We start from the raw sequence: 21322 nt of genomic DNA, 5'->3' as shown, positions 1-21322 counted from the left end.
GGAATCACCCGGCCTGAAGGCCCCGCGCGGTACCGATCGTAGGAATCACACCGTCACCCCTTCGTGGCCGGAAACGATCACCGGAACAGGTCGGCGTGCTCCCGCGCCCACTCCTCGACCGTCCGCGCGGGCTTGCCCAGCACGTCCGGCACCGTCGGCTCCGGCACCTCCGGCGTGTCCACCGCGCCTGCCCACAGGTTGAGCAGCCAGTCCGAGACCGCGGCCGGGAACTGGTCGGGCAGCGACGCCCGCCACTGCTCCGGCGTCAGCTCCTCGAACCGTACCTCCCGGCCGATACCGCGCCCGATCGCCGCCGCCTGCTCGGGCCTGCTGAGCGGTTCCGGCCCGGTCAGCCGCAGTGTCCTGCCGACAAGCTCATCGGTCAGCAACGCCTGCACCGCGACCTCCGCGATGTCCCGCTGGTGGACCGGTGCCAGGGTCAACGCGGCGTAGGGAGCGCGGGCAACACCCTCGGTGCGGATCGACTCGCCCCACTCCGACAGGTTGGCCGTGAACATGCCGGGCCGCAGATGCGTCCACTCCAGCCCGGACTCCTCGGCCGCGACCTCCACATCCCGGTGGCGCTTACCGCCCCAGTCACTCGGATCGGCAGCGGAAAGCGAGGACAGGACGACGACCCGCCGCACACCGGCCTGCCGCGCCAGGTCCAAGACCACGCGCGTGTCCCCTGCCGGGAACATGTACATCCGGTCGATTCCGGCAAACAACGCGGCATCCGGCTGCGTGAGATCCCCCGCGACGACGTCGACACCGTCAGGCAACCCTGCCTGCTCCGGCCGCCGCGTCAACGCCCGTACATCAACCCCCGCAGACACGAGACCTTCGACGACATGCCGACCCACCGTGCCGGTTGCGCCGGTGACGAGAACACGCATGACTGATTCCCTTCAGACGATGTAGCCCCAGAGTGGCCCCCAGACAGGGCAGACCCCTGTACCCGAAGCTATACACCCAACGGAATTTACGCACAGGGGTTTGTGTCACTTCCGCGCGCGCGGCGTGCGCATCATCGGCGGGGATATGGTTTCCGCGTCCCCGGCCCGGTAGAGCGATGCGGGCCTGCCACCCGCCGATGTCCGTTTACGTCCGGTACTCACCACGAACCCGTCAGCATCGGTGACCTTCCGGTGGAAGTTGGGCCTGTCCAGCTCCACCCCCCACACCGCCTCGTACACCTCGCGCAGGTCGCCGATGGTGAACTCCGCGTCGCAGAACGCCGTCGCGACCGTGCTGAACTGCAGCTTCTCCCGCGCCCGCTCCACCGCGTCGGCCAGGATCCGCTTGTGGTCGAACGCCAACCGGGCCCGCGGCGCGAGCAACCGCGCCACCGTCACCCACCGCGCCTCCCGCGCGTCCGATCCCGCTGTCGGCACCGGCAGGTTCGGCGCGATCGCCAGGTAGGAACAGGTGATTACCCGCCGCACCCGCGGATCGCGGTCCGGATCGGAGTACACACCGACCTGCTCCAGGTGCAGGGAGCCCGGATCCATGCCGGTCTCCTCCCGCAGCTCGCGGGCGGCGGTCCGGTCGAGGGTCTCGTCCCCGCGCAGGAACCCGCCGGGCAGCGCGAGCTGCCCGGCGAACGGCTCGTTGTCCCGCTCCACCACCAACACGTGCAACTGCCCGGACCGGATGGTGAGGACCACCAGGTCGGCGGTGATATGCGTCAGCAGTCGACTCCGGTGCGCTGGGCTCACGTGGGCGAGAGTATCCCTGATTGTCGATCTGACACCTACGGTCTGGCCTCGGTCAGTTCGCGTTGCCGGAGGACCGGCCCGTCGGGGTGAACGCCTGCGCCGCCGGGTCGGTGTGCGCCCATTCCCGGGACCGTCGCCGTCGCCGCTGCTTCTCCCGGTCGATCCAGTCGCGACCGTCGGCCGCCACGGACTCCAGGATGTGCAGCGCCCCGGTGACCCCGGCGGTGTCGAGCGCCAGCCGCTGCAGGTATTCCGCGTTCTCGGCGACAGATCCGGACTGCTCGCCGAACTCCTCCCGGAACACCGCCACGTCCACACCGCTGACCAGGGTCAGCCGGAACTCCCGACCGCGCAGGCCCCTGGTCACGGCCGCCAGCTCCACCACGTCCGAGGTGAGACCGGAGTCCGGTTGCGGCGGTTCGGCGCTCGCCGGGTCGTCGGCGCGCACGCCCTGTTCCGCGATCCGCGCGGAGGCCACCTTGTCGTAGTGGAAGACGCTGCGCTCCTCGTTGCGGCACACGCCGTTGAGGAAGTTCAGTCGCACCTGGACGAACCGGACCCCGCTGTCGGTCAGCAGGAAGATCATGACCTCGTACATGGTGTACCGCTCCGGGCCGTAGATCACGCGGGCCCGGCGCGCCTTCGGCGCTCCCTTGGCCACGACCACGCTGTTGAACAGGTCACGACTGCTCAGCCCGTAGCGCTGCACGGCGGTCGCGCGCAGGTAGGCACGGTCGAGTTCGAGCCACTGCGCCATCTCCTCGTCAGTGGGTCGCTGCTCCAGGAACGCCACCCACCGCCGGAACTCGCGTTCCTCCTGTTCGAAGAGACGGACTTCGCGCTGCTTCTCGTCCAGGTCGCGCTGTCTGGCCACCCGTATCGTGGTTGTGTCCCGCACTGCGAAGAACGCACCGGCCGCGAGCACGATCCCACCCAGTGCGGCAAGCGCGCCACTCACCATCAACCCGATCACGCTGATCGCGCCCACCGCGATACCCGCGCGGAACAGTGTGATCGTACGAGGCGGTGTCGCCAGCGTGACCTGGTACGCGAACAGCTTGCCCTCGCGCCACTGCGCGCCGACCTGGCGGGCGTGCCAGCGGATCAACCAGTTGATCTCCGCCGGGGTGACGCGGGAGTTCCCGTAGCGGTCGACGAACCGCCGCTTGAGCGTGTTGCGGATGCCCGCCGTGTCCGTCGGCCAGTCGCCAACGGCGTTCGGCAGCAGGTCCGGGAACCGCCGCTGCACGTCCCGGAAGCGCTTGTCGACCAGGTCGTGCACGCCCTCGACGAAGTCGGTGCGCACCCAGTGCCCCGGCGACACCGGGCGCAGCGGCTCGGCGAACCCGTACTCGCGGTCCATGTCCCGCCGCCGTCGGGCTGACAACGCCAGGTCGTATCCGGTCCGCACGATCACCGCCAACGCCACCGAGACCAGGATGAGCGAAGCCAGCGAGAGCGCGAGGTTCCGCGCACCCGACAACGCGATCACGATCCCGACCAACACCGCGACACCGCCGAGCGCGGCCCGTGTCCGGGTCTCTCGCGGCACCAGGATGCGAGCGGGCTCACCCGCGCGCGGGGGAGCGGGCACGGCCTCGAAGAACATCCACGCGCGACCGCGCCGGTCGCCGGACATCCGCTCGGCGGCGACCCGCTGGATCTCCTCCGCCGCCAGGTGGTCCTGCACCACGCCGCCCAGCAGCAGCTCCAGGTGCGTGGTGATCTCGGTCTTGCGCTCGCCGGGGAGCCTGCCGAAGGTGGCGGGCAGCGCCGCGACGAACCGGTCGTCCCGCTCGCGGTCGAGACCCTGCGTGAAGGCCCCGTCGAGCAGCAGCGCCACCACGTCGAGGGCGTCGCGCCACTGGTCCGGCGTGGACTCGCGGGCCTGGCGCAGGCACGTGGTGTAGGCGTCGTGCACCTTGTCGTCGAGTTCGTTCATGGAGCGTCCGCTGAGCAGTGCCAGCGCGTAGTAGTAGTGGGTCTTGGTATTCCCGTATCCCTCGCGGACCAGATCGGCCAGGATCTGTTCCGCGAACCGGGCGGAGCTGCGGCCGCGCAGGTGGTTGACCGCCACCTCCAACCGCCGCTCGGGGGGGTCGGTCGGGTTGATGTAGTAGGTGTTGTCGTGGCTGTGGACCGTGGCATCACCGTTGACAACGCCGAACTGCGCTTCGACGTGGGCGTTGTCGGTGGCCGTGTTCTCCACGTTCATCGGTCGCCGCCCCCGTTCGTGATCGTGACGCCGCCGCTGACCACGCCGAACTGTTGCCCGACCCGGCTGTTGCCGCTCGCGGTGTTGTGCACCACCGGGTGCTTCTCGGTGGCGGCTTGTGTGTCCGCGTCTGCGTCGTCCGACGGATCCTCCACTGCCGCGGCCACCGCGACGGCGAAGGCGGCGGCGTTGCGGGCGGCCACGTCCTGCCAGCCCTTGCCGTCGGTCGCGCGCTTGTCGCCGCCCGCGTGGTCGCTGATGCCGCGCACGACCAGGGCCGCGACCTCGTTGAGGTGTACGGACTGGGCGAACCCGGCGCTCTCCATCTCGACCGCCACCGCGTCGTTGTAGTGCTGGCGCAGGTGCCGGGCGTGTTCGGAGTCGCGGGCGTCCAGCACGACGTCGCCCGACACGATGGGCGCGAAGTGGACCGCGGGCTCGCCCTGGAGGCCCGCGCGCCACTCGGTGCCGCGGGCGAGGCCGCGGGCCGCCTGTTCGGGACCGTGCGCGGCGTCGAACGCGCGGGGCCGCGAGGAGAAGCCCTCCGTGTCGGAGCGGCCGCCGTACGCGGCGTACACGCGCGTGGCCACGACGACGTCGCCCAGTTCCATCCAGTCGCGCAGGCCGCCCGCGATGCCCACGAACATGACCGCGGCGGGGCGCAGGTGGGTGATGATCCGCTCGGTGAGCGTGGCCGCGCTCAGGTTGCCCATGCCGCCCACGGTCACCGCGACCCGGCGCCCTGGTCGGCCGGTCAGGGTGCCCACCTCGAACACCGTGCCCTTCGGGTGGGTGTCGGTCCGCACGTCCACGAGGTGTTCGCGGACCGCCTGGTACTCGCTCTGCAACGCCGTCAGTATCGCGATCATGGTCGCCCCCTGTGCCGGGTCATGGATCCGCCCTCTCAGGTCGGAGGAGTGTCGGCGCGGCACCCGGGCAGGTCCCCCGCGGGCGCCGTGCGGTTGCCGACGGTAGCGGGGCGGTTCTCTTAGTGTCAATCTGACTATTAGAGGTTTTCCCTTGTGGGCAGCCAAATGTCGAGTGGACAAAAACGCGACAAGGGCCGCCATCCGAGTGGATGGCGGCCCTTGTGGGTGACGGGATCAGAACGGGTAGGCGGGCAGATCCCCGCGCAGCGTGACCCACTGGGTCTCGGTGAACGCCTCGATGTTGGCCTGCGGGCCGCCGTGCCGGGAGCCGGTGCCGGACGAACCGACGCCGCCGAAGGGGGCGGTCGCCTCGTCGTTGACGGTCTGGTCGTTGATGTGCACGAGACCGGTGGGGATGCGCTCGGCGAGCGCGAGTCCCGCGTAGACATCACGGGTGAGGATCCCCAGAGAGAGGCCGTACTCGGTATCGGCGGCCAGCGCCGCGACCTCGTCCAGCGAGGAGAACGGGGTCACCGGGGCGACCGGGCCGAAGATCTCGTCCTGGTAGGCGGGGGCGGTCACCGGCACGTCGCCCAGCACGGTGGGTCGGTAGAACAGGTCCTCGTAGGTGCCGCCGGTGCGGATCGTCGCGCCGCCCTCCACACTGGCCGTCACCAGGCCGTGCACGCGGTCGCGCTGGCCCGCGTCGATCAGCGGGCCGAGCGCGACCTGGTCCCGGAACGGGTCGCCGACCGGCAGGTTCGCCACCTTCTCCGCCAGCACCGCCGTGTACTCCTCGGCGATCGACTCGTGCACCAGGTGCCTGCTGGTGGCCATGCAGATCTGGCCGGAGTGGGTGAACGTGCCCCACGCACCGACCGAGGCGGCGCCCACGACGTCCACATCGGGCAGGACGATCAGCGCCGAGTTGCCGCCCAGCTCCAGGTGGGCGCGCTTGAGGTGCTGACCCGCCAGCGAGCCCACCGCGCGACCCGCGCGTGTGGAGCCGGTGAACGCGATGATCCGCACCGCCGGGTCGGTCACCAGCGCCTCGCCCACGTCCGCGCCGCCGGGCAGCACCTGGAGCAGGCCCTCGGGCAGGCCCGCCTCCGCGAAGATCCGGGCGAACATCATGCCGCCGGACACCGCCGTGCGCGGGTCCGGCTTCAGCAGCACCGCGTTGCCCAGGGCCAGCGCGGGCGCGACGGCCCGGATGGCCAGGATGGTCGGCACGTTGAACGGCGCGATCACGCCGACCACCCCGGCCGGGACGCGCCGCGCGAACGACAGCCGGGGCGCCCCGGTGCGCAGCAGCTCCCCGTACGGGTGCGACGGCAGCGCGGACGCCTCGTAGCACTCCTGGGCGCTGGTGCCGACCTGGAAGTCGCCGAACGGCCGGATCGCGCCCGACTCGCGCGCGAGCCAGTCCTTGATCTCCTCGGCGTGCTCGGTCAGCAGGTCGCCCGCCCGCCGCAGCACCGCCGCGCGCTGCTCGTGCGGGGCCGTCGCCCAGGCCCGCTGGGCCGCGCCCGCCCGCTCGGCCGCCGCCCGCACGTCCGCGGGCGTGGCCCGGCCGACCTCGCCGAGCTGCTGCCCGGTGGCGGGCTCGACGGCCTGGTATCCGCCGCCACCCCCGTCGGTCCAGGACCCGGTCCAGATCTTGCCGTGCCACGCGCCGTCGGCGAGTAGTGCCATCTTCCGTCTCCTTCGTCCGGCGAAGAGCACCCACGAGCCTGCCCCGTCGCGCCGCCCTCGACCACCCGATAGGCCGTGACCAGCGGAAACATCGCGGGTGACGAGAGGGTACGCGGCCAGGGGGCGGAGGCCGGGTCAGGGTTCGATCCGCCTGCGGGCGGAAGGGGCGGTCAACCGGCGGGACGACGCGCGGCACTCCTCGGCCAGGACAGCATGGCCTCGTCCAGCACAACGGGAACGAGGGGATATGTCCACTTTGTATGCACGGGTCGCCGGGCTGACGCTGGTGACCGCGCTCGCCGCGGCCACGCCCGCGGTGGCCAGTACCGGCGGCAAGCTGCCGATCACGGTCCCCGGCCTGAGCGGTCGGTACGCGGTCGGCACCACCGACGTCCACCTGGTCGACCGCGGCCGGTTAGATCCGTGGAAGAAGGACCGTCAGCGCGAGGTGATGCTGACCATCAGCTACCCGTCCGACGGGTCGTCCCGCGGTCCGCGCGCGCCCTGGATGACCGCGGGTACCGGCCCGATCGTCGACCAGGGTGCGGCGGACGCGTTCGGTATCCCGGCGGGCAGCGCTGACTGGGGCGGGGCGCTCCGACAGGCCCGCACCGACGCGCGCGCGTACGGCCGTTGGCCGGTGGTGCTGTTCTCGCCGGGCTTCGGCGGACCGCGCGAGTTGAACTCCTCGATGGTGGACGACCTGGCCTCGCGCGGGTACGTCGTGGTCTCGATGTCGCACACGTTCGAGTCCGCGTTCGTCATGTTCCCCGGCGGCCGGGTCGAGACCGGCGTGGCCACCGGCAGCGACCCGGTGACGGCCAAGACCGCCCTCGACGCCCGCGTCGCGGACTCGCGGTTCGTCCTCGACCAGCTCCGCCGCCTCTCCCGCGGCGATAACCCGGACGCCGAGCACCACCCGCTGCCGCGCGGCCTGTCGTCGGCGCTCGACCTCGACCACGTCGGCATGTTCGGTCATTCCTACGGCGGCTTCACCTCGGCCGAGACCATGTACGTGGACCGGCGGGTCGACGCAGGCATCGACCTGGACGGGTCACTGGGTACCCCTGACGTGCCCGGACAGGCTACTCAGTACGGGCTGGACCGTCCGTTCATGTTGGCTGGCTCGGATCTGAAGGACCCGGAGACCGGTCAGGTCACCCCGCACACCCACCAGACCTCTCTCGACCCGAGCTGGGGCACGTTCTGGAAGAACCAGCGCGGGTGGAAGCGTGATCTCCACCTGGCCGGGTCGGAGCACTACGGCTATACCGACCTGCAGTTCGCCGTTCCCCAGCTGGCCTCGGTACTGCCGCCGGGCGCGCGCGAGCAGCTGATCGGCACGATCGACCCGACCCGGTCGGTTGTCGCGCAGCACGACTACATCGGTGCGTTCTTCGACCTGCACCTGAAGAACTGCGACCGCGGACTGTTCTACCGCGACTCACCGCGCTACCCGGACGCCCACCTGATTCCCTGATCACGACACCGAGTGCCCCCGCCTACGCGCCAGGCGGGGGCACTCGTCGTGTCAGCGCAGCAGGCGGTCGAACGCACCCAGCTCGTAGCGGGCGACGTCCTTGCCGAGCCGCACACCCACCTCGTCGGCCAGACGAGTGTGGATACCGGACCAAACTCGCGCATTGACGGTGTCTCGGGTGATCTCGGTCCACGCGCGGTAGGTGAAGGTCAGCCCGGGGGCAGTGGGGCTTGTCTGGGTGAACGGCGCGGTCTTCGGTCCGGTCAACGCGGTGAGCACCTGTTCGGCGAAACCCGCGTAGGTGGCGTGGCCACTGGGGTAGTCGGGGTGCGCGGGGGTGACGTGCAGCGGCGTCCAGTCGGTCTCGCCCGCCGCGCGGATCGCGGTCACCGGGCGCCAGAGCCAGTACGCGAACTTGGCGTCCGAGGTCGCGATCTGGGTGTCCACCGCGATCACGTTGAACTCGGCCACCAGCCGGACGCGGTCGGCGAGCGACCCGCGCGAGTGCTGGAGCGCGGCGCGCAGCGGGGTGAGGAAGCCGGTCTGCGAACCCTGGTACCAGAACGACGCGACATCGGTCTGCGCCTGCGTGCGGACCGTGCTGGTGGCCGACCCGTACGCCTCGACCTCGGCCAGGTCGGCCCGGTAGCGCGCGGAGTCGAGGGCGGGCGGGGCCGGTGGCCGGAACTGGTCGGCCCGGTGCAGCAGATACGGCTTCGCGGTCCGGTTACCGGACTGGATCGGCGCCGAGTACGCGGGCGGGGTCGGCTGCCAGACGCCGGGTGCCGGGTTCGGGACCACGACCGGAGCGTTCACCTGGGCCGGTTCAAGTCCGTCGTCGGTCCTCTCCGCCAACGCCCGACGTGCCTGCGCGCTCCCTTCGGCGATCCCGCGAGACTTGTCGCGCCCGTCAGGTATCCGGGCCAGTGTGTTCGCCAGTGCCGAGTCGAGTTCGGCCTTCCGCGCGGGAGTGTTGGCGACGAGGCCGACAAGGCTGTCGTGCACGGCGGTGGCCAACGCGGCGTCGGCGAAGTTCACCGCACGGTCCCGCCGCACTGCCCGGGTCGCGGCCAGCCAGCCGATGGCCCACGTGCGGTTGTTGGTGATCTGGGTCGGGGACGGTTCCGCCGCCACCGCCCGGACCGTGACGTCGTACCACTCCAGGACGGTGTCCGTCCTGCTCGCGGACGCGAGCGCGGGAGTGCTCACGGCAAGGGATACAGCTCCGAGGGCAGTAACTCCGAGGACGGCTAGAGCGGCGCGATATCGCATGGGATCTCCGAGTTCACCGAGGACGAAACCCCTGCTATCAACCACCCGGGGCCGGACAGTGTCCACCGCGCCCACATGCTGATAGCACTATCTCCGGCGCAGGTCGATGTGCTCTGGAGACGGGGATCGGGTGGGCGCCCCCAGACGCCCACCCGATCATCGGGTCATCCGCTTGTTCGTGTCCGCCGGGTTCGCGCCGGTGCCAGCAACGCGCGCAATGCGCGGGTGGTGCCGGTGTCCGTGAGCGCGTACCGCACGCGGCGGCCTTCCGTGCTAGGGGCGACGAGGCCGCACGTGCGGAGCAGGGTGAGGTGGTTGGACACGTTGGAGCGGGTCAGTCCCAGTTTGTCTGCCAACCCGGCCGGGTACGGGGTGCCGTCGAGGAGGGCCACCAGGATCCGGCATCGGGTCGGGTCGGCGAGGGCCCGGCCGAGCAGGGCCAGGGTTGCCTCGCGAGTATCGGCGTGCGGTGTGTGTTGCCACGATTTCACGGTGTGATGTCACTGTGCAGGCGCTGCTGTATCGTTGCGACCACTCAGTGTCACCATTCGCGGTCATCCGACAGGGACGAGAACTCCGCACGGAACCCCGGTGTGTTCGACATGATTGACCTTCCTCGCTGACCGAATGGCGCTTGCGAGGTCGAGTCTTCGCCCGCTATCTGGGGCGAATCTGGTGTCGTTCTGGGATGGTTGAACCATGGGGGACCACGACGAGGTGGAGTTCCGCGTGCTCGGGGACCTGGAGGCGCGGATCGGGGGTGCGAGCGCCGATCTCGGTCACTCGCGGCAACGCAGCGTGTTGGCGGCGTTGTTGTCCGAGGTGAACTCGCCGGTGCCGGTGGACCGGTTGGTCGACCGGGTCTGGGCGGATCACCCGCCGCGACAGGCGCGTGACACCCTGTATGGGTATCTCTATCGGTTGCGCCGCGCGTTGTCCAGTAGCCAGGCGAGCGAGCAGGTGCGGATCGAGCGCAAGTCCGGCGGTTACGTGTTGCGGGTCGACGAGACCACGGTCGACCTGTTCCGGTTCCGCGACCTGGTCCGTAGCGCGCGCTCGGCGCCGGACGACCGCGCGTCCGGGTTGCTGGAGGAAGCGCTGGCGCTGTGGCGGGGAGAGCCCTACTCGGGGCTGGACCTGCCGTGGGTGGATGAGCAGCGGCTCGCGCTGGAGCGCGAACGGCTCGCGGCCGAGCTGGACCGTAACGACATCGGCCTGCGCCTGGGCGACCACCACGCCCTGCTGCCCGCGATCACCGCGCTGGCCATGGCGCACCCGCTGGACGAGCGCGCCGCCGCGCAGTACGTGCTGGCGTTGTACCGCTGCGGTAGACAGGCGGACGCGCTGGAGCACTACCAGCGTGTCCGCCTCCGCCTGGTCGACGAGCTCGGCACGGACCCCGGCTCCGAGCTTCGCGACGCCTACCAGCGCGTCCTCGCCGGGGACGCGGTGCCCAGCAGGCCGGTCGGCGACGCCCCGGTGCCCCGCCAGCTGCCCGCGCCGCCGACCCCGTTCGTGGGCAGGCGCGCCGACCTGGACCGGCTCGATGGGATCCTGGCCGACCAGCGCGCGGGCGACTCGGTGCCGATCGCCGTGGTCGGCGGTATCGGAGGTATCGGCAAGACCTGGCTGGCGCTGCAATGGGCACACCGCGAGCTGGACCGCTTCCCGGACGGTCAGCTCTACGTGGACCTGCGCGGTTTCGACCCCACTTGCGACCCGGTATCCCCCTCGACCGCGGTCCGCGGGTTCCTCGACGCGTTGGGCGTCGCACCGGACGCGGTGCCCGCGGACCTGGACGCGCGCACCGGCCTCTACCGCAGTCTCGTGGCGGACAAGCGGATGCTGGTGGTGCTCGACAACGCACGCGATTCGGCGCAGATACTGCCATTGCTGCCGGGCAGTGCCGCGAGCACCGTCCTGGTCACCAGCCGCCACCAGCTCACCGGCCTGACCGCCGCGCACGCCGCCGCCTCGATGCACCTGGACTGCCTGTCCGACGACGACGCACGCGAACTACTCGGCAGGCGGCTCGACCCGCAACGGATCGCGGGCGAGCCGGACGCGGCGGCGGAGCTGCTCGCCTACTGCGGCGGTCTGCCACTCGCGTTGACGATCGCGACCGTGCAGGTCGCAGGCGCGCCCGACTACCGGCTCGCGGACCTCGTGGAGGAGCTTCGGGACAGCCCTTCCCGGCTCGACGCGTTGGACGGCGGCGAATTGAACGCCAGCCTGCGCGGGGTGTTCGCGGCGTCCTACGGCGCGTTGTCACCGGCCGCCGCCGAGGCGTTCCGGCTGTTGGGTCCGGCTCCCGGGCCGGACATAAGCCTGCCCGGCGCCGCGAACCTGTTGCGCCTGCCCGGGACCCGGGCGCGCGTGGTGCTGCGTGAGCTGCGGCGGGCGCACTTGGTGCAGCAAGGGTGCCCCAACCGGTTCCGTATGCACGACCTGGTTCGGCTCTACGCCGCCGACCGCGCGCGGCCGGAACAGGGGGAGAAGAGTCGACGGTTGGTCGACTTCTACGCGCATTCGGCGCACCGGGCGGATCAGTTGCTGAACCCGCATCGGCCGCCGGTCAGTCCTGGGGAACCGCCTGCCGGGTGTGAGCCGATGGTGTTCGACGGTCGCGGTGACGCGATGGCCTGGTTCGATGTGGAGCACGCGAACCTGTTGGCGGCGCAGCGGTTGGCGGCGAACCAGGGGTGGGACGCGGCGGCCTGGCATCTCGCCTGGGCGTTGACGGCGTTCCACTTTCTCGGGGGGCATCTGCCGGATCAGATCGCCGTTTGGCGGTTGGGGTTGGCTGCGGCCGAGCGGCTTGGTGACTCCTCGGCCCGCACTACCGCGCATCGGCGGTTGGGGGATGCGTGTGCGCGCGGCGGGGAGCTTGTCGAGGGGATCACGCATCTGGAGAAGGCGTTGGAGCTGGCCGCTGCGGGGGATGTGGCGGAGCAGGCGCACGCGCATCGGGCGTTGGGGATCGCTTGGGAGCAGCGGGGTGATCTGGAGCGGGCGCTGGCCTATTCGTTGCTGGCGTTGTTGTTGTATCAGGGGTTGGACAATCCCGTGTGGGAGTCGACTGCGTTGAACACCGTGGGGTGGTGTCAGGCGCGGTTGGGGGAGTACGGGGCTGCTCGGCGGCATTGTTGCCAGGCGTTGGAGCTGGCCGAGTCCGCCGGGTACCACGACGGGGTGGCGGGGACCTTGGACAGCCTCGGGTATGTGGCGCAGCATGCCGGGCTGCACGATGAGGCCATCGAGTACTACAACCGGGCACTGCGGATGTTCCGTGCTCATGGGAACGCCTATGAGGCCGCGAATACGTTGGTCAATCTGGGGGATGTGCACGTTGCCGTGGGGGAGAGGGGGGAGGCCGAGTCTGCTTGGGGGAAGGCGTTGAGGTTGTATCGGGCGCAGCACCGGTTGCGGGAGGCGGCTGGGGTGGAGGGGCGGCTTGTCGGGTGAGCGAGCGCTACCTGAGGTAGGACAGCAGCCAGAGCAGTTCCAGGTAGAGCCAGACCAGGCAGCCGATCAGGCCGAAGGCCAGGTACCAGGACCAGGTGGCCGGTACTCCGAGTCGGATCATCTGGTCGGCCGCCGCGAAGTTGAGCAGCAGGCTCAGGGCGCCGATGGCCAGGAAGGCGACGGTGATGATGATGGAGGATGTGCTGCCGTCGCGGAAGGCCAGGGTCGCGGGGAAGAAGGCGTTTGCTACCAGCAAGGTCAGGGCGCCCGCGCCCGCTATCAGGATCCAGCGGACGAAGCCGGGCGTGACCCGGAGGACGCGGGTCTTGTAGACGATGAGCATGCCTGCGAAGACGCCCGCTGTGCCGATCACCGCCTGGGTGGCGATTCCGTTGTAGACGGACTCGAACAGGGCTGTGACCGAGCCCAGCATGACGCCCTCGGCGGCCGAGTAGGTCAGGGTCACGGCGGCGGAGGGGCGGGGGCGGATCAGCGAGTAGACCGTCAGTCCGATCGCGGCCAACAGGGCCGGGATGAACAGGACCGTACCCAGGCCGGTCCACACCGCCAGCAAACCGGACGCGACCACGACCGCCAGAGAGAGGCCGGTCTTGGTTACGACATCGTCGACCGTCAGAGGGCGGTCGGTACCGGTGGCAGCGCGCAGGGATGGGCGGGTGGTGAAGCGTTTGCGCTTCTTGCCCGCAGGCTCGACAGTGTCGCCCAGGCCGTTGATGGTTTCCGTGCTTACCGTCAGCAGATTACGGATCACGGGATTGCTCGTCGTACGCACGGACGGCCTCCTCAGACTTCCTCGACGCGGCGGCCTGGGCGGATGGTGGCGCGGAGGGCGTCGGTCACGTGGGTGAGCGGTGGGAACGTGGAGTCGCCGGTGGGGGGTGCTTCGTAGGGGAGTTGCGTGGCGAGGTGTTCGTGCCAGGGCGGGGTGACTTCGACGGGTTGACGCATTCCGGTCAGTACCAGGCATTGGGTGGCTGCGGAGCCGTGTTCCTGCAACGCCAGGCGGAGGTGGCCGCGTAGTCCCTCCTGTTGGGCGACTTCGGTGTTCAGGAGTCGTTCGCCGAGGGTGGAGCCGCTGGTGGACAGGTCCGCGCCGCGTAGGCGTTGGACGGTGTCGCGGATGGCGTTGTACTCCTCGCGGCGGAGGCCACGGCAGCGGAGGATGACCTGCGGGTGTGGCTGGCCTTGGATGGCACAGGTGATGTCGAAGGCGATGCGGCGCTTGAACACACCGAAGGCGATGTCGTTGGTGACGTGGAGGCCCTCCTCCGGTTGCGGTTCACCGGTCACGGGAGGGGGTTCCGCGTGTGCGCCGCGCAGCATGTGGCCCAGCGTGGTGGCGCCGGTGAAGAGGCGGCGCATACCGACGGCGGGCTGGTGTAGCTCATACAGCTCTATCCACGCGGGCAGTCTGCGCACACTGCCCAGTTCAGGGGCGATTACCGCTGCTTCCTCGGCATGTTCGACGGCGTTGGATCGCAGCTGCTCGGCCAGGAGTCCTACCCGCCTGCGTAGTTCGATCAGGGCGAGGGTGTCGAACCGTTCCGCCGGGCCGGTCTCGCGTTGCCGGGAGACGCCTTCCAGGACGCCCGCGAGGATCTGGGTGGGTTGGGCTTCCGGCCATTCCCACCGGTGGGCGGCCTCGGTGAGCTTGCGGACCGCGCTCGGGGTGAGCCAGGCGCGGCGTTCGATGAAGCCGCCCCAGTCGCGGGCTTCCAGGCCGTGGCGGGCGGCCAGGCGAGGGAGACGGGCCATCAGGTCGAGCAGGAGGAGCTCCGCGTCGCCGATGCCGTCCTTGGTGTGTCCTGCCTCGCGTAGCGCGCGCGCCAGCTGGTCGGCGTCGAGTAGTGCCGCGATGGTGTCCGTGTGTGGACAGTCGAGTACCTCTGCCAGTACCGGCTGGGCTTTCGGGTCCACCAGCATCCGCAGGTGTTGCGCGGTGAACACCGTCGGGAGACGCGGCGGGGTGAACGCGGCCTGTACGCGGATGGCCATTTCCGCGTAGCGTTCCTCGGTCTGGTCGAACCGGCTTAACCGCCGTAGTAGGTCCTGCAACGCGAAGTTGCCCAGCACCTCACCGACCACCGCACGGGCGCGCTGAGAGGACTTGACCAGCCAGACGATGTACAGCTCGTTGCGCATCAGCCAACCCCCACTCGGCCGTAGGTAGGCGGTTCCTGACCGGTCAGTACCACGAACAGGTCCTGCGCCTGACCGCGCGCGCCGCCCACGAACGGTCCTACCAGGATCTCTTCCAGCACCTGCCCCAGTTTCACCAGGACGGTGTCGGTGGCCTCGCTCTCGTCCGACAGTTCCTCCGCCGACTCCTCCAACTGCCGCGCCAACCGCACCGCTTCGACCGCACGACGGAACAACAACACCGCGTACTCACGTTCCGAGCACGCTGCCCGCGCCCGTGGGACGCCGTGGAACAGTCGCCGGATCGCCTTGTCCAAAGTGGTGTCCGGCAACGCCTTCAGCCACTCGCGGGTGAAGACCTGGTCCACCGCCGCGGCCTGGTCCAGCGCATGGTCGGCGTCCCCGGGCAGGCCCGGCATGCGGTTGCCCAGCACCGAGGGGATGTCGCTCGACCCCATGTCCGCCGCCGCGCACTCGATGATCGCGCGCAGCAGCCACGCGCGCGCCTCCCACTGGGACGCGCCGGGCAGGCTGTCCAGGCATTCGCGGGCGGTGCGGAAGGCCGTGGAGCGCATGGCCATCAGCGCCCGTTCCATGCCCTCGCTCAACTCTGTGGCGCGCACGGCGTGCGCGAGTTCCTCGTCGATCGTGCCTGCCTCGGCCGGGTCGGTGTCGTCCGGGCGCAACTGCTGGACCAGCCACCGCGACACGTGCCGGGGATGTGCGCGCAATGCGGCGAGGAACGCGTCGGTGAACTCCGTGCCGCCGGTTCCGGTGGACGATCCCTCGGCCAACCGGGCCAACGCCTCGCACGCCGCCGTGGCCGCCGACTCGCTCGCCTCGCTGAGGCGTTCGGGTGTGGCATGGTCGGTCGCGTCGCGCACCACCAGCACCCGGCGTTCGGCGTCCGCTAGTACTGCCGAGCGGGATTGGTCGACCAGCGTGTACGGGTGGGTGAACAGCATCGCCGGATCGTCGCCGATCGGCGGCAGATAGCGGGTGATCAGCACCGTGTGCGGGGTGAACAGGTCTGCCGGGTCTATCTCCCGCTGCCGCAACGCACAGCCCCACTCGAACCACAGCACCGGCTGCACCTCGGCACGCCAACGCTCGAACGCGGCGGAGGTGGCCGGGCTCTCGTCCGGTGTGACCCCGCGCAGCAGCGCGTCCACGAACCGGCCCGCGGCCAGTTGACGGGCGGGGGCGTGCGGGCGGTGCACGGCGCGGTCCAGGTTGTCCACCAGCTCGCTCATCCGGGCCAGCCACTCCTGCCGCATCCGGATCAGCTGCGGGACGTTGGCGCGGTAGTAGACGTCCGTCGGGCGCTCCTCCGGCTCGGCCAGCCGGATCGAGATGCCCATCCGGTCGTCGAACCGCTCCACCAGCATGACCGTGGCGTCCCACATGGCCCGCCGCTCGTCCGGGGTGGCCGCGTCGTAGGACTCCTTCTCCCGGGTCAGCCAGTCGATCTCGTCGGAGAGCCGGTCGCGGCGCAGGCGGGCGTCCATGGCCAGGCGGTCGGCGAGGACGCGGTTGTGCGCGGCCTCCAGCTCCCGGTAGGCGTCGGTGGCCAGGATGTCCGGACTGATCGACAGCCCGGGAGAGAGGTCGTGTGCGGTCGGTAGGTACGGGGCCAGGGCGACCACACCGGTCTCGCCGTCGTCGGGGCGGCGCAGGAACGCCTTGGCCGGTTCGTCGGCGGCGCGGTCGGCCAGCGCGTGCAGGCTGTCGGTGAACGCGCCCAGGTCCGCGTGACGGATCTCGGTGACCCGCACCAGGTCTGTCTCCCGCTCCAGCGCGCGCAGCAGCGTCACCAGGTCGCGCAGCACGCCGCGGGCGGTGGCCGCGGACTCGTCCGGGACGCTGGTGTGCCCGCGCCCGCCGAAGATCGACGGCAGCGCTACCACCCGCTCGCCCTCGGCGACCCCGGCGCCGATCCGGATCAGGCCGACGCCGATGTGGTCGGCCACCAGGTCGTTGTCGGCCGGGTCGGTCAACCCGTTGATGCGCAGCGAGGTGGTGAGCGCGGCCTGCACGATCTGCTGCCGGATCTCGGGCAGCCCCTCGCCGACGACCAGCGCCTCCACCGGGCCCCCGTCGTCGACCGCCACCCACACGCGCACCAGCAGCGACGGCAGCGCCGCCCGCACCTCGGGCGCCAGCGCCGCGCGCGGCCCCCACGCGGCGGGCGGCGGCGTCAACGGATCCGGCTCCGGCAGCCGCGCGGCGATCTCCGCCGGCGCGCCGCCGTCGACACCCGTGGTGGGCGCGCGCATCCCGTAGGCGCGCGCGTGCAGCAGGAGGGCGATGTTGTCCTCGTCGTCCTCGAACAGCGCGCGGTCCGGGCAACGCTGCGTCCAGTACCGCCACAGGTTCAGCGCCAGCTGCCGGGGCACGGCGGGCCGGGCCTGGCGGAACCGCTCCCTGGCCGCCGCGGCCTCGTCCTCGTCCCAGGCGTAGGGGAGCTTGTCCGGCATCGCGTCCTTCCGCTCATCGGTCATCGGCCGCGCACCGGAACCCCACGTCCCCGCGGCACACCCGCGCGGGGGTGCGCCGTTCGAGCAGTGATGCAGCGGGAGTGTTGAACGCCCCACCTCGCAGTACGAGTTCGCCGTGCCCGGCAACGCAAATCTCCCATACCTGGCCGAGTAGGTCGGCCAGTCCAGTGGGATTCTCACCGAACTCACCTACTTGGCCGAGTTCACCGAGGGTGTCGCGGTAGTTGACCCGGCCCGCGCGAGTATCGGCCAGATGCCATCCCTCGTCCCGCCCGGCCTGGGCGGCACTGAGCCATTCGGACTCGCGAGGCAGGCGCAACGGTCTACCCAGGCGTTCACCCACCCAGTCCAGATAGGCCATCGCCGCGTCCTGGTCCATGTCCACGACGGGACAGTGCTCGTGGTCCGGGTCGGCCACGACCTCCCGCCACGTGCGCAGATAGTCGGGATCGCGACCGCGCCGCCAACGACCGTTCGCGGGATCGGCCAGGAACGCGCGGAACTGGGCGTTGGTCACCAGGGTGCGGCTCAACGAGAACCCGCCGGGCACCGCGACCAGTTCGGGCAGGACACCCGGCGGCGGGGGGATTTCGGTTGTGCGAGTCGGGTCCCCGTTCTTTCCCGCCGTGACAGGTCCCCGGGCGACGGCGCGGGCGAGCGGCACCGGACCCGAGCCTTTCCACTCCTGCAAGGCGAACAGCCGGTCCGCGCGGTGCCGCGCCGCGTCGGTGATGTACTCGGCGACGTCCTGCGCGGTGATGAACCCGTCGCCGTCCACGTCCAGCTCGGGCCTGCCGAGCGCGTCGAGCAGGTAGCCGGTGAACGGGCTGAGGCCGTCGGCGGCGGCCGCGTCCGGCAGCAGCCTGCTGGTGCGCCGCGCGGCCGCGAGCACGAACCGACCGCGTCCGCGCAGGTGGCCGGGGGCGATCAGGCCGCCCTTGAACTCGCCCGCGTGACAGCAGTCCAGGACAATGATCTTCAACCGGGCCGGGGAGTCGTCCACCATCCGCGACAGCAGCCGCCCGGCGACGCGCGGCGAGGCGAGGTTGCCGGTCTCGGTGTCATACCCGCACAGGTAGAAGTCGTTGTGTGTGTCCACCTGCCCGTGTCCGCTGTAGTAGAACAGCAGGCAGTCGTCGCGGTGCGCGGTGGCCAGGAAGTCGTCCGCCGCGGACAGGATCGCCTGCGCGGGCGCGTCCAACAGCGGCGGTAAGCACTCGAACAGGCCGGTCGACGGATCGGACAGCGCCGCGTGCAGCGCCGCCACGTCGTTGTGCGGGCCGCGCAGGTCCCCGAGCCCCACCGGGTCGAGCGGGAACCGCGCGTTACCGACCAGCAGCGCCCGGAAGGTGCCCACGCGGACTCACCGGTCCTGGTCTTCCAACAGCGCCCGCAGGCTCTCGCCCGCGGCCCGCACGCCCGCGCCGCCGGTACCGTCGATCTCGATGATCTCGTCCGGCCGGGTGATCTTGACCCGGACCGAGCGGGACCCGTCCTGCGCCCGCCACTGGTTGATCACCTCGGCCGCCGCGCGCAGCACGTGCGCGGAGCTGAGCACCACCGCGGCGAGGTCGACGACCCCCTTCGTCCGTCCCGCGTCGACAGTGTCGGGGGCGTCCAGCCCGGTCGCCACGACCAGGCTCGGCGCACCCGGCTCCGGCCCCTCGTCGATCGCGCGCAACCGTTCCCGGAGCACGTCCACCTGACGGCGCCACCCGGGGTGGTCGTCGTCGTAGCGGGCGCTCGCCACCCGTAGCACCAGCACATCGGCCACGGTGGAACCGTAGCAGCGCACCGGGACGCCGTGGTCGCTTTCCCGCCCGCCACTCAAGATCCCCCCGGGGCCGGTCGATAACCAGGGCATGAGGGCCACCAGGCAGGACGCGTCCCTCGGCGCCTCGGTCGGGGTCTACGTCGACTTCGAGAACCTGGTCTGCGGGGCGGGCGCGGGCCGGGTCAACCCGGTCCCGTACGCGGCCATCACCTGCCTGTGCCGGGACTACGGCAACGCGGTCATCCGCCGCGCCTACGCCGACTGGGCCAATGCGCAGTTCGGGCGCTACCAGCAGGATCTGGCGATGAACGGCGTGGACCTGATCCAGGTCGTGCGGTTCGGCGCGGCGCGCAAGAACGCGGCGGATATCCGGATGGCCGTGGACGCGATGGAAACGCTGATCACGCATCCGGAGGTCAGTGTGTTCGTGCTGGTGGCGGGGGACGGGGACTACACGCCGTTGGTGCAGCGGCTGCGGGAGTTCGGCAAGCACGTGGTGGGGGTGGGGACCGAGGCCAACGCCAGTCCCCGGTTGGTTTCGGTGTGTTCGGAATACAAGTACTGGGGGACGTTGGTCGCCCAGGTCGATCCGGGTGGCGTGGATCTTCCCAGCGGTGAGTTCGACATCGCCGACGCCGAGGCGTTGCTGGTGTCGGCGATGGGGCAGGCCACGGTGGCCGCGCCCACCGCCAGCTGGGTGAAGAGCAAGATGATCTCGCTGGACCCGGCGTTCGACGAGCGGAACTACGGCTGTCGCGGGTTCCGGGACTTCCTGGGCAGGCTGGACCACCGGGTCACCACCGCGGGCACCTCCGGCAGCGATATCACGCTGACGCTGGTGGAGGGTCCGATAGTGCTGCCGGTGTCGCCGTGCGTAGGAACGGCACCATCACGGCCAGTGGGCCCAGCGTGAAGACGCCGAACGCGGCGGCCGGTCCGAGCCATTCGGCCAGTGCCCCGGCCAGGCCCGCGCCCAGCGGGATCGCGCCCCAGCTGAACAGGCGGTAGGCGGCGTTGTAGCGGCCCTGGAGTCCGGTGGGGACGAGCCGCTGACCGATCGTGCGGGCGTTGACCGTCCACAGCGTGCCGCCGAGACCGCCGAGGAACGCCGTACTCGCGATGGCCCAGGGGTTCGTGGTCAGCGCGGGCGCGGCGACCATCGCGGCCGTACCCAGCAGGTCCGCGAACATCGACCAACGGCGGCCGAGAAGACGGTTCACCGGTCCGACGACCAACGCGCCCACCAGACCGCCGACGCCCAGCGCGCTCAGCAGCAGGCCATACCCCTGTGCGTCCAGGCCCAGAAGACTGGTCGCCACCAAGGGCATCAACGCCAGCCACGCGCCCCAGCAGGCGCACAGCACTGTCAGGGCGAGGGCCATCAAACGCAGCAGGCTGTTGTCCCAGACCGTGCGCAGGCCCTCCGCGATGCGGCTGTGCACGGACGCCACCGGTGCGTCGTCCAGGTTCGGGCGGAACCGGCCCACCAACAACGTCAGTACCAACATCGCCGCCACGTACGCGACGCCCGTTACTCCCAACGCCGCCGCAGCGCCCAACGCCACGAGTAGGCCGCCCAGGAACGGGCCGCAGAACTCGTTGCACACCGTTTCCGCGCCTGCGACCCACGCGTTGGCGCGTTCCAGACCCTGGGGTTCAACGGCAGTGGGGATCAACGCGGACGTGGAGGTCAACGCCACCACCTCCGCCACGCCCAATGCCAGGCCGGCCGCGTAGAGGACGGGGATGGTGACCAGGTCAGCCGCCAGTAGGACGAGCAGGGCCGCGATCGTGCCCAGGCGGACCAGGTTGGCCAGCCAGATCAGGGTTCGGCGGTCGAAGCGGTCGACCAGCACGCCGACGTGCAGTGCCACCAGCAGCCAGGGCAGCGACAGGGTCAGCGCGACGCCCGCGATCAACGCGGGTGAGCTGGTCAGACCGGTCGCCACCAGCGGTAGCACGACCTTGGTCACGCCGTCGGCCAGGTTCGTCACGGCGGTGAACACCACCAGGACGCCGGTGTTGCGCGCGCTCGGTGCCGACCTCAGCACGCTAACCTCCTATCCTAGATAGATGGTTAGTCTGCCATCCGGATCCGGACATGTCGAGGCGCACGGCCGGTGGGACGGTCCGGCCGTGCGCCTCGGTCGGCTGGGTCGCGCCCGGCGAGTGCAGG

Annotated in this window: 16 protein-coding genes; 3 read left to right on the top strand and 13 right to left on the bottom strand. The window is 70.7% G+C overall.

The features are described from left to right. Nucleotides 1–77: 77 nt before the first annotated feature. The 5 genes from C503_RS0114435 to C503_RS0114415 all read right to left on the bottom strand — a co-directional run bounded on the left by C503_RS0114435 (nucleotide 78) and on the right by C503_RS0114415 (nucleotide 6497). The gene (locus C503_RS0114435) at nucleotides 78–896 is read right to left on the bottom strand and encodes an NAD(P)H-binding protein (RefSeq protein WP_026316313.1); all 819 of its coding nucleotides are present in this window, start codon (nucleotides 894–896) and stop codon (nucleotides 78–80) included. Nucleotides 897–1001: 105 nt separating this feature from the next. Next, the gene (locus C503_RS0114430; RefSeq protein ID WP_018682922.1) at nucleotides 1002–1718 is read right to left on the bottom strand and encodes an NUDIX hydrolase; all 717 of its coding nucleotides are present in this window, start codon (nucleotides 1716–1718) and stop codon (nucleotides 1002–1004) included. A gap of 52 nt (nucleotides 1719–1770) precedes the next feature. Next, nucleotides 1771–3933: a hypothetical protein gene (locus tag C503_RS39340; RefSeq protein WP_018682921.1), complete on the bottom strand. Its 2163-nt coding sequence runs from the start codon at nucleotides 3931–3933 to the stop codon at nucleotides 1771–1773. Further along, nucleotides 3930–4802 (bottom strand): 5'-methylthioadenosine/S-adenosylhomocysteine nucleosidase family protein, encoded by an 873-nt coding sequence (locus C503_RS39335; protein WP_018682920.1) that lies wholly within the window; start codon nucleotides 4800–4802, stop codon nucleotides 3930–3932. Before C503_RS39335 ends, C503_RS39340 begins: the two co-directional genes overlap by 4 nt. A gap of 234 nt (nucleotides 4803–5036) precedes the next feature. Beyond that, nucleotides 5037–6497: a benzaldehyde dehydrogenase gene (locus tag C503_RS0114415; protein WP_018682919.1), complete on the bottom strand. Its 1461-nt coding sequence runs from the start codon at nucleotides 6495–6497 to the stop codon at nucleotides 5037–5039. Between the two features lie 247 nt (nucleotides 6498–6744). Here C503_RS0114415 and C503_RS0114410 point away from each other — a divergent pair, with 247 nt between their 5' ends. Beyond that, nucleotides 6745–7977, top strand: a complete 1233-nt coding sequence (locus tag C503_RS0114410; protein ID WP_018682918.1) for an alpha/beta hydrolase family protein — start codon at nucleotides 6745–6747, stop codon at nucleotides 7975–7977. A 51-nt stretch (nucleotides 7978–8028) separates the two neighbouring features. Here C503_RS0114410 and C503_RS0114405 read toward each other — a convergent pair whose 3' ends face one another. Further along, entirely contained in the window at nucleotides 8029–9186 is a 1158-nt protein-coding gene (locus tag C503_RS0114405; protein WP_018682917.1) for a vanadium-dependent haloperoxidase, read from the bottom strand. Between the two features lie 227 nt (nucleotides 9187–9413). Next, nucleotides 9414–9740: an ArsR/SmtB family transcription factor gene (locus C503_RS0114400; RefSeq protein WP_018682916.1), complete on the bottom strand. Its 327-nt coding sequence runs from the start codon at nucleotides 9738–9740 to the stop codon at nucleotides 9414–9416. A gap of 208 nt (nucleotides 9741–9948) precedes the next feature. On the opposite strand from C503_RS0114400, the gene C503_RS0114395 reads away from it, so the two are divergent. Beyond that, a complete protein-coding gene (locus C503_RS0114395) occupies nucleotides 9949–12714 on the top strand; it encodes an AfsR/SARP family transcriptional regulator (RefSeq protein ID WP_018682915.1) in 2766 nt (921 codons plus the stop codon). 7 nt (nucleotides 12715–12721) lie between these two features. Here C503_RS0114395 and C503_RS0114390 read toward each other — a convergent pair whose 3' ends face one another. From C503_RS0114390 to C503_RS0114370, 5 genes are read right to left on the bottom strand one after another with little or no spacing between them, the layout of a single operon-like run. Further along, nucleotides 12722–13507, bottom strand: a complete 786-nt coding sequence (locus tag C503_RS0114390; protein ID WP_211222392.1) for a Bax inhibitor-1/YccA family protein — start codon at nucleotides 13505–13507, stop codon at nucleotides 12722–12724. A gap of 11 nt (nucleotides 13508–13518) precedes the next feature. Next, nucleotides 13519–14877, bottom strand: a complete 1359-nt coding sequence (locus tag C503_RS0114385) for a hypothetical protein (protein WP_018682913.1) — start codon at nucleotides 14875–14877, stop codon at nucleotides 13519–13521. Next, nucleotides 14877–17375 carry a hypothetical protein gene (locus tag C503_RS0114380; RefSeq protein ID WP_018682912.1) on the bottom strand — a complete coding sequence of 833 codons (2499 nt, stop codon included), beginning with the start codon at nucleotides 17373–17375 and terminating at the stop codon, nucleotides 14877–14879. Before C503_RS0114380 ends, C503_RS0114385 begins: the two co-directional genes overlap by 1 nt. Beyond that, nucleotides 17365–18729 carry an SUMF1/EgtB/PvdO family nonheme iron enzyme gene (locus tag C503_RS0114375; RefSeq protein WP_026316309.1) on the bottom strand — a complete coding sequence of 455 codons (1365 nt, stop codon included), beginning with the start codon at nucleotides 18727–18729 and terminating at the stop codon, nucleotides 17365–17367. Before C503_RS0114375 ends, C503_RS0114380 begins: the two co-directional genes overlap by 11 nt. Before the next feature lie 6 nt (nucleotides 18730–18735). Further along, nucleotides 18736–19146: an effector-associated constant component EACC1 gene (locus C503_RS0114370; protein ID WP_156893212.1), complete on the bottom strand. Its 411-nt coding sequence runs from the start codon at nucleotides 19144–19146 to the stop codon at nucleotides 18736–18738. A gap of 88 nt (nucleotides 19147–19234) precedes the next feature. Here C503_RS0114370 and C503_RS0114365 point away from each other — a divergent pair, with 88 nt between their 5' ends. Next, nucleotides 19235–20059, top strand: coding sequence for an NYN domain-containing protein (locus C503_RS0114365; RefSeq protein ID WP_018682910.1), 825 nt, complete (start codon nucleotides 19235–19237; stop codon nucleotides 20057–20059). Here C503_RS0114365 and C503_RS0114360 read toward each other — a convergent pair. Beyond that, the gene (locus C503_RS0114360) at nucleotides 19971–21197 is read right to left on the bottom strand and encodes an MFS transporter (RefSeq protein ID WP_018682909.1); all 1227 of its coding nucleotides are present in this window, start codon (nucleotides 21195–21197) and stop codon (nucleotides 19971–19973) included. The genes C503_RS0114365 and C503_RS0114360 overlap by 89 nt on opposite strands. Nucleotides 21198–21322 lie beyond the last annotated feature (125 nt).

The sequence above is a fragment of the Actinokineospora enzanensis DSM 44649 genome (assembly GCF_000374445.1).
Taxonomy (GTDB): Bacteria; Actinomycetota; Actinomycetes; order Mycobacteriales; family Pseudonocardiaceae; genus Actinokineospora; species Actinokineospora enzanensis.
The sequence above is the reverse complement of the archived record's forward strand: the minus strand, read 5'-3'. Positions and strand labels throughout refer to the sequence as shown.

Excerpts from the sequence above, each read along its gene's own strand:
- C503_RS0114435 (WP_026316313.1), bottom strand. The coding sequence starts at position 896 with ATGCGTGTTCTCGTCACCGGCGCAACCGGCACGGTGGGTCGGCATGTC.
- C503_RS39340 (WP_018682921.1), bottom strand. The coding sequence starts at position 3,933 with ATGAACGTGGAGAACACGGCCACCGACAACGCCCACGTCGAAGCGCAG.
- C503_RS39335 (WP_018682920.1), bottom strand. The coding sequence starts at position 4,802 with ATGATCGCGATACTGACGGCGTTGCAGAGCGAGTACCAGGCGGTCCGC.
- C503_RS0114415 (WP_018682919.1), bottom strand. The coding sequence starts at position 6,497 with ATGGCACTACTCGCCGACGGCGCGTGGCACGGCAAGATCTGGACCGGG.
- C503_RS0114410 (WP_018682918.1), top strand. The coding sequence starts at position 6,745 with ATGTCCACTTTGTATGCACGGGTCGCCGGGCTGACGCTGGTGACCGCG.
- C503_RS0114395 (WP_018682915.1), top strand. The coding sequence starts at position 9,949 with ATGGGGGACCACGACGAGGTGGAGTTCCGCGTGCTCGGGGACCTGGAG.
- C503_RS0114385 (WP_018682913.1), bottom strand. The coding sequence starts at position 14,877 with ATGCGCAACGAGCTGTACATCGTCTGGCTGGTCAAGTCCTCTCAGCGC.
- C503_RS0114380 (WP_018682912.1), bottom strand. The coding sequence starts at position 17,375 with ATGACCGATGAGCGGAAGGACGCGATGCCGGACAAGCTCCCCTACGCC.
- C503_RS0114365 (WP_018682910.1), top strand. The coding sequence starts at position 19,235 with ATGAGGGCCACCAGGCAGGACGCGTCCCTCGGCGCCTCGGTCGGGGTC.